Raw genomic sequence first — 15,810 nt, 5'->3', positions numbered from 1 at the left:
CAGCATGCAGCTCGCAGGCAAGAAGGTCGTCGTCGTCGGGGGCTCCTCCGGCATCGGCCTCGCCACCGCGGAACTGGCCAGGCACGCAGGCGCCGACGTCATCATCGCCTCGCGCAACGCCGAAAAGCTCGATGCGGTCGCAGGCAGGCTGAAGGTCGCGGCAATCCCGGCTGACGTCACCGACGATGCCAGTGTCGAAAACCTTTTCAGGCGATCCGGGCAGGTGGATCATGTCGTCGTCACCGCCGCGCAGTTGCGCACCGGTCCGTTCAAGACCGTACCGATGGCGGATGTGCGTTCGACATTCGAAGGGAAGTTCTGGGGCGCCTGGCGCGTCGCGCGCGTGGCGGAGTTCCGCACCGGCGGGTCGCTGACATTGGTCTCGGGCTTCCTGAGCATCCGCCCGCGGCCCAACTCGGCCATCATCAGCGCTGCCAACGCCGCGCTGGAATCGCTGTCGCGGGCGCTCGCGCTGGAACTCGCACCGGTGCGGGTCAACTGCGTCTCGCCCGGCATCATCGATACGCCGATCCGGGCCGCGATGCCGGAAGCGGCACGACAGGACATGCTGGCCAGGGCGGCGGCGGGCCTGCCGGTCGGGCGGGTCGGTCAAGGCGAGGACGTCGCCCACCAGATCGTCGCCTGCATGACCAACGGATTCATGACGGGATCGACCATCTATCTCGACGGCGGCGCGCTGGTCGTCTGACGGCACCGGCTGCGGTCAGGAAGGAGGACGCGGTGGCGCAGGAAGGCATCATTGGCAAACGCGCGACCGCGTCGCGTGCGGCCGGCGAGCCCGACAGCAGGGACAAGGTGCTGATCGGCCTCGCGGGCGGCCTGCTCGGCGGCGTGATCATCTGGATCTATGAAGCCATCGTCTGGGTCGGCGTGCAGCATTTGATGCCGCTGGCCGGCATTCCCCGCAACGCGACCGGGCTCGTGTTCGGAAAGGCGGTGCAGGACCAGCTCGGCGGCATCGCCTATCTCGTCGGCACCGGCATTCATTTTGTTTTCGCGCTCGGTTGGGGCGTGGCGTTTGCGTTCGCCTGGCCGTGGTTCCGGCGCCGCGGGTACGAGGCGACGCTGGTGGCACTGTTCTTCGCGGTCCTGCTCTGGATCGTGATGCATGTCGCGATCGCGGTCGCCTCCGACAACCATCCGAACTACCTCGATCCCGCCGTGATCATCGGCGGGTTCATGTCGCATTTCTTCTATGCTGTGCCGCTTGCGCTGTATGTGAAGCATCGTTTCGCGCAAGCGTAACCGGGGACGACATCCGATGGACTCAGAAAGCAATGGTGCCTTCATCCGCAACATCGCGGAGGTGCCCTGGCGCGAATTTCCCGATCATTTCGGCGGCGCGCTGTCGAAGCCGCTGGTGATGCCGGAGACCGCGGGCGCGCGCCACCTCGATTACCGCATCTCGCTGTATCAGCCGATGGCCCGCGTCGCGCGGCACAAGCACAAGATCCAGGAGCAGATCTATCACGTGCTCGAGGGCGAAGGGCTGATGGAGATCGCGGGTCAAGCGCGCGTCGTGCGCAAGCATGACGTGATCTTCCTGCCGCCCGGCGTCGAGCATGCGATCTCGAACTCCGGCCTGGTCGATCTCGTGTTTCTCGTCATCACCTCGCCGGTGAATGATGCGGTGGCGCCGGCGTAGACCGCCTCATGGCTGGCCGAGACCGGTCAGCCCCAGCACCGCGCCGGCGGCGAGCGCCAGCAGTGGATGGATACGGGTCGTGGTGGTGGCGATCGCGACCAGCGCGGTGATCAAGGCGAGGCTCCAGCTTGGAGCCGAGGCGTGGGTGATGACAATGGCACTGGCCGTGACCAGGCCCGCGGTGACCGGAACGAGGCCGGCCTGCACATGCCGCCGCCAGGGCCGGTCCTTGAAGCGCTCCCAAAGCTGCAGGGCGACGCCGGTGATGAGGGAGGATGGCCCGAACTTCGCGAGCGACGTCACCAGCACGCCGGCGAAACCGGCGACGTGCCAGCCGACCAGCGGCACGACCATCATGTTCGGCCCGGGCGCAGCCTGGGCGAGGGCGAACAGCGCACTGAATTCCTGTGCCGACATCCAGTGATTGATGTCGACGACCTGGCGCTTCATCTCGGGCAGGATGGTGTTGCCGCCGCCAAAGGCGAGCACCGAGAGTTCGGTGAAGATCAGAGCCAGCGTGACGAGGGTGCCGCTCATGACGCCTGCCTCGATTTCAGGAAGATGCTGAGCGGCGCCAATGTCAGCAGCGTCGGCAGCAGCGGCAGCTTGAGGATTGCGATCGCCAGCACGCCGAGCGCTACGATCAGCAGGCCCTGCACGTCCCGCCGCAGCGGCCAGGCGATCTTGATCGCCATCGAAACCAGCAGTCCCGCCGCCGCGGCGGCGAGCCCGCCGAACAGGTGACGGACGGTCGGCGCGTTCTCGTAGCGCTCATAGATCACGCCGAGCGCGATCACCACGGCCGTCGGCGCAGCGATCAGGCCGATGATCGCCGCCAGCGCGCCGGGAATGCCGCGGAACTTGAGCCCCACCGCGACCGACATGTTGATGATGTTGCCGCCGGGCAGGAACTGGCAGAGCCCGAGCAGGTCCGTGAATTCCGCGCCGGTCAACCAACGGCGTTTCTCCACCATCATCCGCCGCGACAATGGCAGCACCCCGCCGAAACCGGTCAGCCCGAGCATGAAGAAGCCGGTGAACAGCTCACTCACGCCTGGCGCGTCATGCGTGATCGTGGTCGGGGCTGAGGTCGGGGCTGACTTGGCGTCCATCGGAGCATCGGTTCCGGTTCGAGCGTTTTCGAACGAGAGCCTAATTGGCGGCATGCCAAATTTCAAATATATGGTAGAAGCAAAATCGATATGTTCTGGATATGGATCACCAGGTGATCGAGCTGCGCCATCTTCGTTATGCGGTTGCCGTGGCCGAGGAAGGCCACATCACCCGCGCCGCGGCACGGCTCGGCATCCAGCAGCCGCCGCTGAGCCAACAGATCCGCGCGCTGGAGGCCGCGATCGGCGCACCGCTGTTTCGCCGGCAGCCGCGCGGGGTCGACTTGACGGCGGCCGGCCGGGCGTTCGTCGACAAGGCACGGCGAGTGCTGCGCGACGCGGATCTTGCAGTGGAGGCTGCGCGCCGCGCCAGCCGCGGCCAGGAAGGCCAGCTTGCGATCGGCTTTACCAGCTCGGCGGCGTTCCATCCCTTCGTCACCGGCGTGATGCGCGAGATGCGCGAACGCGCGCCGGCGATCACGCTGTCGCTGGAAGAAGCCTCGACCGCCGAGCTGATCGAGGCGCTCGAAGCCGACCGGCTCGACGCGGCCTTCGTGCGCTCGCCGACCGAGCGGCTGGAAGGGCTCACGATCACGCATTTGCTGAACGAGGAGATGCTGGTCGCGTTGCCGGACCATCATCCGCGCGCCCGCAAGGACACCCGCCGCCGGATTGCACTGGCCGCGCTCGCCGACGAGCCCCTGATCCTCTACCGCCGCCCGACCGGCGCGGGCCTCTATGACAGCATCATCGCCGCCTGCCGGGCGGCGGGCTTCAGCCCCAAAGTGGCGCAGGAGGCGTCGCGGATGGTCTCGACGCTGAGCCTGGTCGCGGCGGGGCTCGGAATTTCGATCGTGCCGGAATCGATGGCGCGGCTGGAGACTGCCGGTGTTTCCTATCTCCGGCTCGACCGCGCAGCAGGCCTGGTCGCCCCGCTCGCGCTGGCGCGCAAGAAGGGACCGGCGAGCGGGACGCTGGCCCGCCTGCTCGGCATCGTCTCGCGCCGCGTGAAAGATCGTGCCGTCGGATGAAGGGGGCCAGCCGGGTTGCTGATGCGGCATTATAGCGCAAACGCCACCCGCGGTCATGGAAGTAGGATCATATCGAGCTGGGCGCTGAAAGGCGCGGGACGGTAGCAATCTTCACCACGAGGAGGGGTTGAATGCCCGCTTATCTGGTTGTGGAACACAAGATCACCGATGCCGCGAAATTCGATGAATACAGAATCGCCGTAGGCCCGATGATCGCAAAGCATGGTGGCCGCTACCTGACGAAGGGTGGCAGCCATAAATTTCCGGAAGGCGGCCACTGGCTCCCCGAACGGGTCGTGATCATTGAATTTCCCACCATGGACGCGCTCAACGCCTGGTACACGTCGCCCGAATATCAACCACTCATAGCGCTGCGAAAGTCGTGCACGAGCGATCTGGATATGCTGATTACGCTCGAAGGCGCATAACCGGAATTCAAGCTCAGGCTTGTGACGTTTTCGCCGATCCCGGGTTCATTCCGTCGTCAGGGCGTGACGGGGCCGCGGGGAACGGCACGTGGTGCGGTCAATTCCTTCCAGGTCGAGTTCGCGACATGGACGGGCGGGAAGGCGGGTCGCTCGATGTAGCGGCCATCGCCCTTCCCGGCGCGAAGATCGCCGTCCTTCCAGGCGATCTTGCCGCGTGACAGGGTGATCGCCGGCGCGCCGGTGCAGGTAAAACCTTCGAACACGTTGTAGTCGATGCGGCTGAATTGCGTGCTGGCGCGGATCGCCTTGGTCGCCGCGGGATCCCACACCACGAGATCGGCATCGGAGCCCGTGGCGACTGCGCCCTTGCGCGGATAGATGTTGAGAATGCGGGCGATATTCGCCGAGGTCACTGCGACGAACTCCTCCTTCGTCAACCGCCCGGTGCCGACGCCTGCGGTCCAGAGCAGGGGCATGCGGTCTTCCAGCCCGCCGGTGCCGTTCGGAATCTTGCGGAAATCGTCAAGCCCGAACCGCTTTTGCTCGGTGGTGAAGGCGCAATGGTCGGTCGCGACGACCTGCAGCGATCCCGCCTGCAGTCCGGCCCACAGACTGTCCTGATGCACCTTGTCGCGGAACGGCGGCGACATCACGCGCTGCGCCGAATGGTTCCAGTCCTTGCTTGCATATTCGCGCGCATCCAGCAGCAGATGCTGGATCAGCGGCTCGCCATAGACGCGCTTGCCCGCCGCGCGCGCCCGCGCGATCGCCTCATGCGCTTCGCGGCAGCTGGTGTGCACGACATAGAGCGGCGTGCCGGTCATGTCGGCGATCATGATGGCGCGGTTGGTGGCCTCGCCCTCGACCTCCGGCGGCCGCGAATAGGCGTGGCCCTCGGGCCCGGTGACGCCGCGCGCCATCATCGCCTCCTGCATGCGCGCGACGATGTCGCCGTTCTCGGCATGCACCAGCGGCATCGCGCCAAGGCCTGCGCAGCGGGCGAACGAGTTGTAGAGCTCGTCGTCATTCACCATCAGCGCGCCCTTATAGGCCATGAAATGCTTGAAGGTGTTGATGCCGTAGGTCTTGACGACAGTCTCCATCTCGTCGTGGATCTGCTTCGACCACGACGTCACCGCCATGTGGAAGCCGTAGTCGGCGGCCGCCACCTCGGATTTGCGCCGCCAGTCCTGATAGGCCGAGAGCAGGGATTGGCCGGGGTCGGGCAGGCAGTGGTCGACCACCATCGTGGTGCCGCCGGTCAGCGCCGCCTTGGTGCCGGATTCGAAATCATCGGCTGTGACGGTGCCCATGAAGGGCATTTCGAGATGGGTGTGCGGATCGATGCCGCCCGGCATCACGTAGCAGCCGCCGGCATCGATGATCGCGCTGCCCGCGGGCGCCTCGATCGCGGTGGCGACTGCGGCGATGGTTTCGCCATGGATCAGCACGTCGGCGCGGCGCGAATGATCGTGATTGACGACGGTGCCGCCACGGATGAGGAGGGGCATGATGTCTCCGGGAAAAAAATGTTTGCGCGACCGCGGAGCGCGGGGATCGCACTCAGCGTAGGCCGCGTGATGGCCCGGTGACAGGTGAAAATTTAGCCAGTCGCTGAACCATTCTTGAGCGCTCGATCCGACCATCGGGGCATTCGGGCCGATGGCGTGGAATGTGGGGCCTTTGGCGAGGCCGGCGCGATTGCTGCAGCTAGATTGCATGCAGCGAAACACGGCCCAACCAGCAAAAGGCAATTCCGATGGCACGTTTTCCTGTTCATACGTTCGACACCGCCCCCGAGGCCTCCAAACCGTCCCTGAAGGATGTGCAGGCGCGGTTCGGCATGATCCCCAACCTCGCCGCGACGATGGCGACGTCACCGGTGCTGATCCAGAGCTTCATAGGCATCTTCGACAAGGTTCACGGCGGCAGCTTCACCGAGCCGCAGATCCAGACCGTGCTGCTCACCGACGCCGTGACAAATGGTTGCGCCTGGGCGGTTGCGCTGCATTCCGTGCTCGCGACGCAGGCAGGCGTCGATGTCGCCGACGTCGCGGCGATGCGCGGCGGCCGATCGCCCGTGGACAAGGGGCTCGGCGCGCTCTCGACACTGGCGCGCACACTGATCGAAAAGCGCGGGCGGCTCGATGAGGGGGATGTCGAGCGTTTCCTGGCCGCAGGCTTCAGCAAGGAGCTGCTGCTCGAGACAATCACCATCGTCGCCGCGTCGACGATCACCAACTATGTCGGCAGCGTGACCAACCCGCCGCTCGAGGAGATGTTGCAGGCGCATGCCTGGAACGGTTGAGCAGCATCGGACAAGACAGCACGCCGCGGCGGCCGCAAGGCCGTCGTGCGCGTTTTGGCGACCGTCAGCTGAATCTCGCCCGGTAATCCTGTGGCGTGGTGGCGAGCAGTCGCAGGAAGCTGCGGCGCATGGTTTCTTCCGAGCCGAAGCCGCAGCGCTGCGAGATGCGCTTGATCGGCAGGCGCGTCTCCGACAGCAGATGCCGCGCGCCTTCCACTCTCAGGCGCTCGATGGCACGCGCCGGCGTCAGCCCTGTCGCTTCCGCATAGTGACGGCTGAAACTGCGCTCGCTCATGGCCGCCTGCCTTGCCAGCACCGGGAGCGAGAGATCGTCGGCCAGATGATTGCCGATCCAGTCATGCAGTTCGCCGAACTTGTCCTCGGAGGCCTGCAGCAGCAGCATCTCGCTGAATTGCGTTTGTCCGCCCGGCCGTTTGAAGAAGACCACGAGATAGCGGGCGACCGCCAGCGCCATGGCGCGGCCGAGATCCTCTTCCACCAGCGCCAGCGCGAGATCGATGCCTGACGTTACCCCCGCCGAGGTCCAGATCGAACCGTCGCGCACGAAGATCGGATTGCTCTCGACGCGGACGAGGGGATAGCGCCGGGCAAGTTCCGCGCAGAAGCCCCAATGGGTGACCGCGCGCCGCCCATCGAGCGCGCCTGACGCGGCGAGCAGGAACGCGCCGGTGCAGACCGATGCGGTACGACGCGCGCGCCCGGTGCGTTGGCGGACCCAGTCGACCAGCGTGGCATCATCGGAGGCGGCATGGACGCCGTCGCCGCCGGCGATCACAAGCGTATCCACGGCCGTATCGATCGGAGAAAGCGCATGCACCGCGAGCCCGACGCCGGCCGATGCTTCGATGGTCGGACCGCGCCTTGCGACAATCCGCACCGCATATGGCTCGGCCTTGCCGTCCTTCGCCATCATCGCATTGGCGGACGCGAACACCTGCAGCGGACCGGTGACATCGAGCAACTGCACGGAGGGAAAGGCGACGACCTCGACCAGGCGGCTGCCGTTTGGCTGAGAACGTGGGGGCTTTGGCGTCATCGCGCGAGCGTGACGCGATAGCGTTACCTTGTCCAGAGTGGAACAGGAGTACGGCAATGATTCCTCATGACGTTCATCTGCAGATCGGCTCGCTGCTGTTTGACGGCGTCGATCAGATCGATCTCACCGGCCCCTTCGAGGTGCTGTCGCGGATTCCCAATTCGACCTATCGCATCTACGGCAAGACATCAGGCGCGGTCCGTGACGTCAGGGGATTGCGCCTGATGCCCGATGGCGCGCTGGCGGATGCGCCGCCGCTCGACGTGCTGCACGTGCCAGGCGGCTTCGGCCAGGAAGCCCTGATGGAGGATACGGAAGTGCTTGGCTGGATCCGCCAGCAGGCAGCGGGAGCATGCCGCATCTTCTCCGTATGCACGGGTGCCCTGCTGTGCGGTGCCGCCGGCCTGCTGAAGGGGCGCAGGGCAACGACGCACTGGGCGTCGTTTCATCTGCTGCCGTTCTTCGGCGCTACCCCGGTCAATGAACGCGTCGTGGTCGACGGCAGCTACGTGTTTGCCGCCGGTGTCACCGCAGGCATCGACGGCGCGTTGCGGCTCGCCGCCGAATTGCGCGGTGACGATGCGGCGCGATCGATCCAGCTCTACATGGCGTATGCGCCGGAGCCGCCTTTCGACAGCGGCACGCCTGAGACCGCGCCGCCCGCAGTCGTCGCACAGGCCAGGCAGGCCATGAGCGCGATGACCGCCCGGCGGGAGGACACCGCACGCCGCCTGGCTGCAAGGCTCGGCGTCGCAGTTCCGGGTTAGCCGGGCGGCGCGTTGGCGGACTCACGAGCGCGTGGCCGTGATCGGCGGTGATCTACGATGATGGACGATGAAACCCGAGCAGGATGCTGCGCGGGCGAACTCAGCGAATCTCTCACGTAGTCTCAGCGGTCCAACATTGAAAGGATCGCGTAGGTTGCGCGATGCTCTTCCGTCGCGCTTCGCTACCTCAGCACGCCAATTTCCCGGATCGTTATCTCGGATAGCGCCAAGGCGTTGGTGACGCCGCGCGTGAGAACCTCGACCATCGTCTTGGCCACGAGGTCGCACAGCGGATCGTTGCGATCAACCAGGTTGAGCTTGCGCAAAGCGGTGCCGAATGCCAGTTCGATGATGTGCTGCTGGTCAGGCGTGAGATTGATGTCTGCGAATTGACGCGTGACCGGCATTCCCGTTGCTCCTCTTGAGTATACAGGCGGGAGCGCAACCGGCGTTCTCATCGCCGATGTATACCGAAGGTCGTGCGGCGATGGGGCAAGGCTGCGCTCTATTGCGCGCAAGCGCCAGCAGTATGTTTCGCTCCGATCACGGAACGATCTGAAAACGGCTCAAGGCACTAAAGGGACTAAGGGGACTAAGTTGCCGGTTTCTGCACTCAAATCTCCTCTGGCACAACTTGCTCAAGCTCCAGCGATGATGCCGAAACTGAAGCTGCGGCAAGGGCCTTCGCGCCCGTGAGCAGGCTGATGCGCTGACCGGGCGGAGCTGCCCCGCATCTATCGGCTTGCAGGATCAGGCCATCGGCGTCACAGTCCGGTTCGCGGCATGGATGCCGCCAAGAATCGAGACAAGAATCGAGACAAGAATCAAGTTAAGGGTGTGAGGAACGCCATGGCGGCCACGCGCATCGACTGCGACATCCATCCCGCGGTGGGAGGGACGCGCACTACGCTGCTGCCCTATCTCAACGATCACTGGAAGGAGCAGGTCGTCAGCCGGGCCATCGACGGGCTCGATCTCAACTCCTATCCGCCATCGATGCCCCTGAGCGGCCGCGCCGACTGGCGCCCGGCGGACGGAAGCAAGCCCGGCAGCGATCTTGCCATGGTGCAGCGCGGTGCGTTCGACCAGCTCGGCGCCAGCCACGCGATCTGCAATGTCGTGTACGGCGCTCAGGCGGTGTTCGATCCCTACATGGCGGCTGACTTCTGCAGGGCGATCAACGACTGGATCGCGGCCGAGTGGCTTGCGAGGGACAAGCGGCTGCGTGCCTCGATCGTGGTGCCGATTCAGGCGCCGGACCTCGCGGTCGAGGAGATCGAGCGCCGCGCCTCCGACAATCGCTTCGTGTCGGTTCTGGTGCCCTCGCAGGGCGAGACGCTGCTCGGCCGCCGTCACCATTGGCCGATCTACCAGGCCGCGGAGAAATACAAACTGCCGATCGCGATCCACGCAGGAAGCGCCTACCGCACCGCGCCGAGCTCGATCGGCTGGCCGTCCTATCGCTACGAATATTACCTGGCGGAGGCGCAGGCGTTCCAGGCGCAGGCGCTGAGCCTGATCTATGAGGGGGTGTTCGGCAAATTCCCGCACCTGAAGATCGTGCTGATGGAGTCAGGCGTGAGCTGGCTGCCGGCCTTCATGTGGCGCGCCAACAAGACCTGGCGCGGCGTCCGCGTCGAAGTGCCCTGGGTCGAGCGCGAGCCGGCCTCGATCATCCGCGATCATTTCCGCGTCACCATGCAGCCGTTCGACGGCCCGCCGGATCCAACCGGCGTGGAAGACGTCATCGACCAGATCGGCTCCGACAAGATGTTCCTGTTCGCATCCGACTATCCGCACTGGCAGTTCGACGGCGACGATCCGATTCCGCCGCATCTGCCAAAGAGCATCGTGTCTCGGATGTGTGAAGACAATCCGCGGGAGACCTTTCCGCGGTTGAAGCTGGATTCATAAGGAGGCTTGCATGAGTGACGTCATGGACCGCCCGGTGCTCGATGAGGAAAAGACCGCCGCGACGCGCTTGCGCATCATCGACTGCGACATCCATCCGAGCATTCGTTCGCATAGCGACCTCGACGAATTCCTGCCGAAGCGCTGGCAGCAGCACCTGAAGGAGTACGGCAGCCACCTGCGCACGCCCTATATCGGCACCACGCCCTATCCGCGCTCCTCGCCGCTGATCGCGCGGCGCGACGCCTGGCCGCCGACCGGTGGCGTCCCCGGCTCCGACCTCGATTTCATGCGCAAGCAGCATCTCGATCCGTTCGACGTCGAGTTCGGGATTCTTCAGGTGCTCGACCTCTTCATCTTCTCGCAGCAGAACCTGGAATTCGGCGCTGCGATCCAGCGCGCCATCAACGACTGGCAGCTCGCGTTCTGGGCGCATCGCGATCCGCGCCTGAAGGCCTCTATCCTGGTCGGGCAGGATGGCTCGGATCTCGGCCTCGCCGAGATCGAGCGCTGCGCAAAAACCGGCGAATACATCCAGATCAACGTCTCGCCGCGCGCCAACGAGCCGCTCGGCCGCCGCGGTTACTGGCCGATCTATGCACGCGCGCAAGAACTCGATCTGCCGCTCGGCATTCATGTCGGCGGCTATGGCGGGCACGCGCCGACCGGCGGCGGCTGGCCCTCCTATTATTGCGAAGAACACCAGTCGAACGCGCATACGATGGCGTCGATGCTCACCAGCCTGGTGCTCGAAGGCGTGCCCGAACGCTTCCCGAGGCTGAAGATCGTGTTCATCGAGGGCGGCTTCGGCTGGATCCCCTCGGCGATGTGGCGGATGGACCAGCATTTCGAGCGCTTCCGCAGCGAGGTGCCGCATCTGAAGCGCAAGCCGAGTGAATATGTGAAGGAGCACTTCTGGTTCACGACCCAGCCGATCGACGAGCCGGACGAAGCGCGGCATCTGCGCCAGCTGATCGAATGGGTCGGCATCGACCGGCTGTTGTTCTCGTCGGACTATCCGCACTGGGACTACGACGACGCGCGCTACGCCTTCAAGACGCCGCTGACCGAGGTCGAACGGCGCAAGATCTTCAACGGCAACGCCCGCGCGGTGTACAAGTTCTAGGACGCAGGATGGCCCGTCACATCGTCGCGCGCACCAGCGATATCCCGGCCGGGGGCAACAGGGTGTTCGGCGTCGAAGGCCGCGACATCGTCGTGTTCCACGTCAATGGCGAGTTCTTCGCATTGCTCAATCGCTGCCCGCATGAGGGCGCGCCGCTGGAGAAGGCGGCCTGCGTCGCGCGGCTGACCTCGCCGGAGCCCGGCATGTACCACCGCGACCGCGTCGGCGAAATGCTGCGCTGTGCCTGGCATGGCTGGGAATTCGACATCCGCAACGGCCAGTCCTGGTTCGACCCGAAGCGCTTCAAGGTCCGCTCCTTTCCGGTCGCGGTCGAAAGCGGGGAGGAGCTGCAGAAGGGACCCTACGTGGCCGAGACGTTTCCGGTGCACGTCGAGGACAATTACGTGATTGTCGAGGTATAGGCGCGGATTATTGCTGAATTCGCAATAATGAAGTGCCAGTGCCGGCGATTATCATGTTCGGTGCAATGAGCCATCTTGGGGTCGCGGATCGGGAATGACCCCGTCCACGAGTTCCGGGAATTGCATCATGAAGCTCTATCATTTTCCCCTGTCAGGCCACGCGCACCGTGCTCGCCTGTTTCTGTCCCTGCTGGGCGTGCCGCACCAACTGGTCGAGGTCGACCTGAAGTCGGGCGCGCACAAGACGGCGGAATTCCTTGCGCTCAATCCGTTCGGCCAGGTGCCGGTGCTGGATGACGACGGCACCATCGTCTCCGATTCCAACGCGATCCTGGTCTATGTCGCAACCAGGCTCGGCCGCACCGACTGGCTGCCCGCCGATGCGAAGGGTGCCGCTTCCGTGCAGCGCTGGCTGTCGGTGGCCGCCGGGGAAGTGGCCTATGGTCCCGCCGCGGCGCGGCTCGTCACCGTGTTCGGCGCGAAGTTCAATCCGGAAGATGTGATCGGCCGTGCGCATGTATTGCTGAAGCGGCTCGAAGCGCATCTGGCCGATCGCGACTGGCTGGTCGGCGCGCGGCCGACGATCGCGGATGTGGCGCTCTACAGCTATTTGTCGAGTGCTCCCGAAGGCAATGTCGATCTCTCGACCTACGCCAACGTGAACGCCTTCCTGCGCCGGATCGAGGCGCTGCCGGGCTTCGTGCCGTTTGCAAAGACGCCCGTCGGTTTGGCGACGGCAGCATGACAAGCTGATCGGGCGCGTCATCGGGCGCGCCCGTCCAACCCCGACGGGGAGGGCGATGAAATGAGCGACAGGCGAACGAAGACGAAGCTCGCGACCTGGCATGCCGGTGAAAAGGCGATCCAGCAGAAGGCCGGTGTCGCCGAGCGCATGGAGTCCGTGGGCCGGCGATCCGTGCGCGACTTCATGCCGGATCAGCACCGCGAATTCTTTGCCCGGATTCCGTTCATTGTGTTAGGCAGCGTCGACCGCAAGGGCGACGCTTGGGCCACGTTGCTGACAGGACGGCCGGGCTTCATTTCCTCGCCGACCGAGCGCAGCCTCGAGATCGCTGCGCGTCCCGACCCCGGCGATCCCGCGGCCGAGGGCGCGCAGGAGGGCGACGCCATCGCGCTGCTGGGCATCGAGTTGCACACCCGCCGCCGCAACCGCGCGAACGGAATCATTCGCTCATCATCAGGCAACGCACTCGGCTTCGACGTCGACCAGAGCTTTGGCAATTGTCCGCAATACATCCAGCTGCGCGACTTCAGGTTCGTCCGCGCGACGGATGAGCCGTTCAACGGTGAGATCGAGGAGAGCGCTTCGCTCGATCAGGCCACGCGCGACATGATCAAGGTGGCCGACACGTTCTTCGTGGCCTCCTATGCCGAGCGCGAGGATCGCCGCCAGGTCGACGTCTCGCATCGCGGCGGCAGAGCCGGTTTTGTCCGCATCAGCGACGACGGCACCCTGACGATTCCCGATTTCGCCGGCAATCTGTTTTTCAACACGCTCGGCAACATCCACCTGAACGGCAAGGCGGGGCTGCTGTTCGTCGATTTCGAGACCGGCGACATGCTGCAAATGACCGGTGATGCGGAGGTGATCCTGGAGTCTCCCGAGATCGCGGCATTTCAGGGCGCCGAACGGCTCTGGCGCTTCCGCGCCCGTCGCATTGTGCGGAGACGCGGTGCGCTGCCGTTGCGCTGGGCCTTCCGCGCTGATGGCTGGTCGCCGAACGCGCTGATGACCGGTGACTGGACGCAGGCCGCCGACCGCATCAGGGCGGCCGAGCGCGCGACGCAATGGCGTCCGTTCAAGGTGACTGATATCGTCGACGAGAGCGCTTCGATCCGCTCGTTTCATCTCCGGCCTGATGATGGAGCAGGGTTGCTTCCGCACAAGGCGGGGCAGCATTTGCCGATCCGCCTGTCTCTGCCCGGCGTGGACAAGCCGGTCATCCGCACCTACACGCTGTCCGTCGCGCCGTCGGACGGCATCTACCGCATCAGCGTCAAGCGCGACGGTCTGGTGTCGCAGCATCTGCACGACAACATCCATGTCGGCGATCTCATCGAGACGCGCGCGCCGGATGGCGCGTTCACGATCGACGCGCGCGAGAAGCGGCCGGCGGTGCTGCTTGCCGGCGGCGTCGGGATTACCCCACTGCTCGCCATGCTGCGTCACGTGGTCTACGAGGGGTTGCGCACCCGACGCATCCGGTCGACGTTCCTGTTGCAGGCCGCGCATGCCAGGCGGGATCGTGCGTTCGGCGGCGAGCTGGAGCAACTCGCGAGCGCTGCCGGCGGCGCGGTCCGGATCATCCGCGTACTCAGCGACGTCGATGGCGCTGCGGAGGGTACGGACTACGACGCCGCCGGGCGGATCGACATGGCGCTGCTGTCGCGCGTCCTGCCGTTCAACGATTACGACTTCTATCTATGCGGGCCGCCGCGTTTCACGCAGTCGCTCTATGACGGCTTGCGGGGCTACAACGTTGCGGACCACCGGATCCATGCGGAGGCGTTCGGTCCGTCGTCGCTGGTGAGAACGCCCGACGTCGCGTCAGCGGCGCCGACGCGCCGGCCACCGGCGACCGAGCCGGTTGCGGTCGACTTCACCGCATCCTCGAAGGAGGCACGCTGGACGCCGGAATCGGGCACGTTGCTCGAGCTGGCGGAAGCAAGCGGGCTCAGTCCCGCGTTCTCCTGCCGGGCAGGGAACTGCGGCTCGTGCCGAACCCGACTGCAGGCAGGTGCCGTGACCTATGTGAAGGATCCCACCGCCGAGGTGGCCGGCAACGAGGTGCTGATCTGCTGCGCCGTACCTGCGGCACCGGAAGCCGGCGGCGGGGATCGGGTTCAGCTCGCGCTTTGATCGGTGCATTCCGTTTGGGGCGGCACTTCGGAGAGCCGTGCGGCCTTCGGCTTGATGGCGAGCACGATGTTATAGGGGTTGCCGAACACGAATACCTTCGACGTGCGCCAGATGATCCGTTCCAGCTCCACGAAGGTGCGCATCTTCAGCCGGTACTTCCACAGCAGCAGGTGTTGAAAGAAGTTCCATGTGAGGCCCCAGGCCCAGAACTGCAGGCGTCGATAGCGAATCGGGCCGAAGCCGAGCCGGCGCAGCTTGTAGACGAGAAGATTGGCGCCGACGAAATTGTAGCGCCAGTTGTCGAAGAAGGCGGTGACGCTCCGGTAGTCCTCCTCGCGGCGGCAATGATCCAGCGATCCCGGTGTGCGGACCAGCAGGCGGCCGCCCGGCTTGAGCATTCGCCAGCATCGCGCCAGCCAGGTGTCCAGGTCCTTGGTGTAGCCGATCGACTCCAGCGAATAGATCGCGTCGAAACTGTCGTTCGGGAGATCGAGGCTGTCGAAGTCCGTGACGATGACCTGTCCACGCCCGCCGAGCTTCGCGAACTTTCGCCGGCAGATGTCGGCTTGCACGGATGAATTGGTCACGCACACGATGTCGATGTTGCGCCGGCTGGAGAGATACGCAGCGGCCGCGCCGGAACCGCACCCCAGGTCCAGCAACCGCATCCCGTCCTTGGGCTTCAGAAGCGCATATTCGGCCTCGTAGGCCTGCGAAAATGCCGTCCGGGGGAATATGCACGTGCTGTAGTTCGCCTCTTCGTCGCGATAGGTCCCGAACACGTCGTCGTACGTCCGCTTCTCGTCATCGTGCTTGAGAAAGTCGTCCGGCCGTGGCGCCCACTCGACCAATTGGCGCTGCTCGAATGGATTGAGTTGCTGGCCTATCCCGCTCGCGTCCCTTGGATGCGTCACCATGAGGAAAAGGACGTAATGCAAAAGATTATATGCCACAGACAACGCGACGATGATCGTCGCGGCGACTAGAAGTATGAGAACGATGTCCAAGGTCGCTCCTGACCGGTGAAAGCGTTCTGAACGCGAGCGGTTTACTCACGCGGCATAGCGCCACGCTCAAATGATACTCGTTGCAATTGTACGA

General features: G+C 65.0%; 18 protein-coding genes. 12 read left to right on the top strand and 6 right to left on the bottom strand.

Annotated elements, in window-relative coordinates:
• Positions 1-4: 4 nt before the first annotated feature.
• From JQ586_RS27645 to JQ586_RS27635, 3 genes are read left to right on the top strand one after another with little or no spacing between them, the layout of a single operon-like run.
• A complete protein-coding gene (locus tag JQ586_RS27645; RefSeq protein WP_212397789.1) occupies positions 5-709 on the top strand; it encodes an SDR family oxidoreductase in 705 nt (234 codons plus the stop codon).
• 32 nt (positions 710-741) lie between these two features.
• Complete coding sequence (locus JQ586_RS27640; RefSeq protein ID WP_249148225.1) at positions 742-1,266, top strand: hypothetical protein; 525 nt, start codon at positions 742-744, stop codon at positions 1,264-1,266.
• Positions 1,267-1,282: 16 nt separating this feature from the next.
• Positions 1,283-1,666 (top strand): cupin domain-containing protein, encoded by a 384-nt coding sequence (locus JQ586_RS27635; protein ID WP_212397788.1) that lies wholly within the window; start codon positions 1,283-1,285, stop codon positions 1,664-1,666.
• 6 nt (positions 1,667-1,672) lie between these two features.
• Here JQ586_RS27635 and JQ586_RS27630 read toward each other — a convergent pair whose 3' ends face one another.
• The gene (locus JQ586_RS27630) at positions 1,673-2,203 is read right to left on the bottom strand and encodes a chromate transporter (RefSeq protein ID WP_212397787.1); all 531 of its coding nucleotides are present in this window, start codon (positions 2,201-2,203) and stop codon (positions 1,673-1,675) included.
• Complete coding sequence (locus JQ586_RS27625) at positions 2,200-2,778, bottom strand: chromate transporter (protein WP_212397786.1); 579 nt, start codon at positions 2,776-2,778, stop codon at positions 2,200-2,202. The genes JQ586_RS27630 and JQ586_RS27625 overlap by 4 nt, the downstream gene beginning before the upstream one ends.
• Before the next feature lie 116 nt (positions 2,779-2,894).
• Between JQ586_RS27625 and JQ586_RS27620 the strand changes: the two genes are divergently transcribed.
• Together JQ586_RS27620 and JQ586_RS27615 are read left to right on the top strand one after the other, a co-directional pair.
• A complete protein-coding gene (locus JQ586_RS27620) occupies positions 2,895-3,809 on the top strand; it encodes a LysR family transcriptional regulator (protein ID WP_212397813.1) in 915 nt (304 codons plus the stop codon).
• 131 nt (positions 3,810-3,940) lie between these two features.
• A complete protein-coding gene (locus JQ586_RS27615) occupies positions 3,941-4,237 on the top strand; it encodes a DUF1330 domain-containing protein (protein ID WP_212397785.1) in 297 nt (98 codons plus the stop codon).
• A 56-nt stretch (positions 4,238-4,293) separates the two neighbouring features.
• Here JQ586_RS27615 and hydA read toward each other — a convergent pair whose 3' ends face one another.
• Positions 4,294-5,748, bottom strand: coding sequence for a dihydropyrimidinase (gene hydA / locus JQ586_RS27610; protein ID WP_212397784.1), 1,455 nt, complete (start codon positions 5,746-5,748; stop codon positions 4,294-4,296).
• A 248-nt stretch (positions 5,749-5,996) separates the two neighbouring features.
• Between hydA and JQ586_RS27605 the strand changes: the two genes are divergently transcribed.
• Complete coding sequence (locus JQ586_RS27605) at positions 5,997-6,545, top strand: carboxymuconolactone decarboxylase family protein (RefSeq protein WP_212397783.1); 549 nt, start codon at positions 5,997-5,999, stop codon at positions 6,543-6,545.
• A 64-nt stretch (positions 6,546-6,609) separates the two neighbouring features.
• Here the strand turns inward: JQ586_RS27605 and JQ586_RS27600 are convergent, their stop codons facing one another.
• Positions 6,610-7,602, bottom strand: coding sequence for a GlxA family transcriptional regulator (locus JQ586_RS27600; RefSeq protein ID WP_212397782.1), 993 nt, complete (start codon positions 7,600-7,602; stop codon positions 6,610-6,612).
• Between the two features lie 56 nt (positions 7,603-7,658).
• Between JQ586_RS27600 and JQ586_RS27595 the strand changes: the two genes are divergently transcribed.
• Positions 7,659-8,369, top strand: coding sequence for a DJ-1/PfpI family protein (locus JQ586_RS27595; RefSeq protein ID WP_212397781.1), 711 nt, complete (start codon positions 7,659-7,661; stop codon positions 8,367-8,369).
• Positions 8,370-8,551: 182 nt separating this feature from the next.
• Here the strand turns inward: JQ586_RS27595 and JQ586_RS27590 are convergent, their stop codons facing one another.
• On the bottom strand, positions 8,552-8,776 hold the full coding sequence (locus tag JQ586_RS27590) for a hypothetical protein (protein ID WP_212397780.1): 225 nt from the start codon (positions 8,774-8,776) through the stop codon (positions 8,552-8,554).
• A gap of 442 nt (positions 8,777-9,218) precedes the next feature.
• Here JQ586_RS27590 and JQ586_RS27585 point away from each other — a divergent pair, with 442 nt between their 5' ends.
• The 5 genes from JQ586_RS27585 (at position 9,219) to JQ586_RS27565 (ending at position 14,709) form a co-directional block, all read left to right on the top strand.
• Positions 9,219-10,283 carry an amidohydrolase family protein gene (locus tag JQ586_RS27585; RefSeq protein ID WP_212397779.1) on the top strand — a complete coding sequence of 355 codons (1,065 nt, stop codon included), beginning with the start codon at positions 9,219-9,221 and terminating at the stop codon, positions 10,281-10,283.
• A gap of 10 nt (positions 10,284-10,293) precedes the next feature.
• The gene (locus JQ586_RS27580; protein WP_212397778.1) at positions 10,294-11,406 is read left to right on the top strand and encodes an amidohydrolase family protein; all 1,113 of its coding nucleotides are present in this window, start codon (positions 10,294-10,296) and stop codon (positions 11,404-11,406) included.
• A gap of 8 nt (positions 11,407-11,414) precedes the next feature.
• A complete protein-coding gene (locus JQ586_RS27575) occupies positions 11,415-11,828 on the top strand; it encodes a Rieske (2Fe-2S) protein (RefSeq protein WP_212397777.1) in 414 nt (137 codons plus the stop codon).
• A 127-nt stretch (positions 11,829-11,955) separates the two neighbouring features.
• Positions 11,956-12,573 carry a glutathione S-transferase family protein gene (locus tag JQ586_RS27570; RefSeq protein WP_212397776.1) on the top strand — a complete coding sequence of 206 codons (618 nt, stop codon included), beginning with the start codon at positions 11,956-11,958 and terminating at the stop codon, positions 12,571-12,573.
• A gap of 60 nt (positions 12,574-12,633) precedes the next feature.
• A complete protein-coding gene (locus tag JQ586_RS27565; protein ID WP_212397775.1) occupies positions 12,634-14,709 on the top strand; it encodes a pyridoxamine 5'-phosphate oxidase family protein in 2,076 nt (691 codons plus the stop codon).
• Here JQ586_RS27565 and JQ586_RS27560 read toward each other — a convergent pair.
• Entirely contained in the window at positions 14,694-15,716 is a 1,023-nt protein-coding gene (locus JQ586_RS27560) for a cyclopropane-fatty-acyl-phospholipid synthase family protein (RefSeq protein ID WP_212397774.1), read from the bottom strand. The genes JQ586_RS27565 and JQ586_RS27560 overlap by 16 nt on opposite strands.
• Positions 15,717-15,810: the final 94 nt, after the last annotated feature.

The organism is Bradyrhizobium jicamae, assembly GCF_018130215.1.
Taxonomy (GTDB): domain Bacteria; phylum Pseudomonadota; class Alphaproteobacteria; order Rhizobiales; family Xanthobacteraceae; genus Bradyrhizobium; species Bradyrhizobium jicamae_A.
Note: the sequence above shows the minus strand (reverse complement) of the source record. Positions and strands in the feature narration are given on the sequence as shown.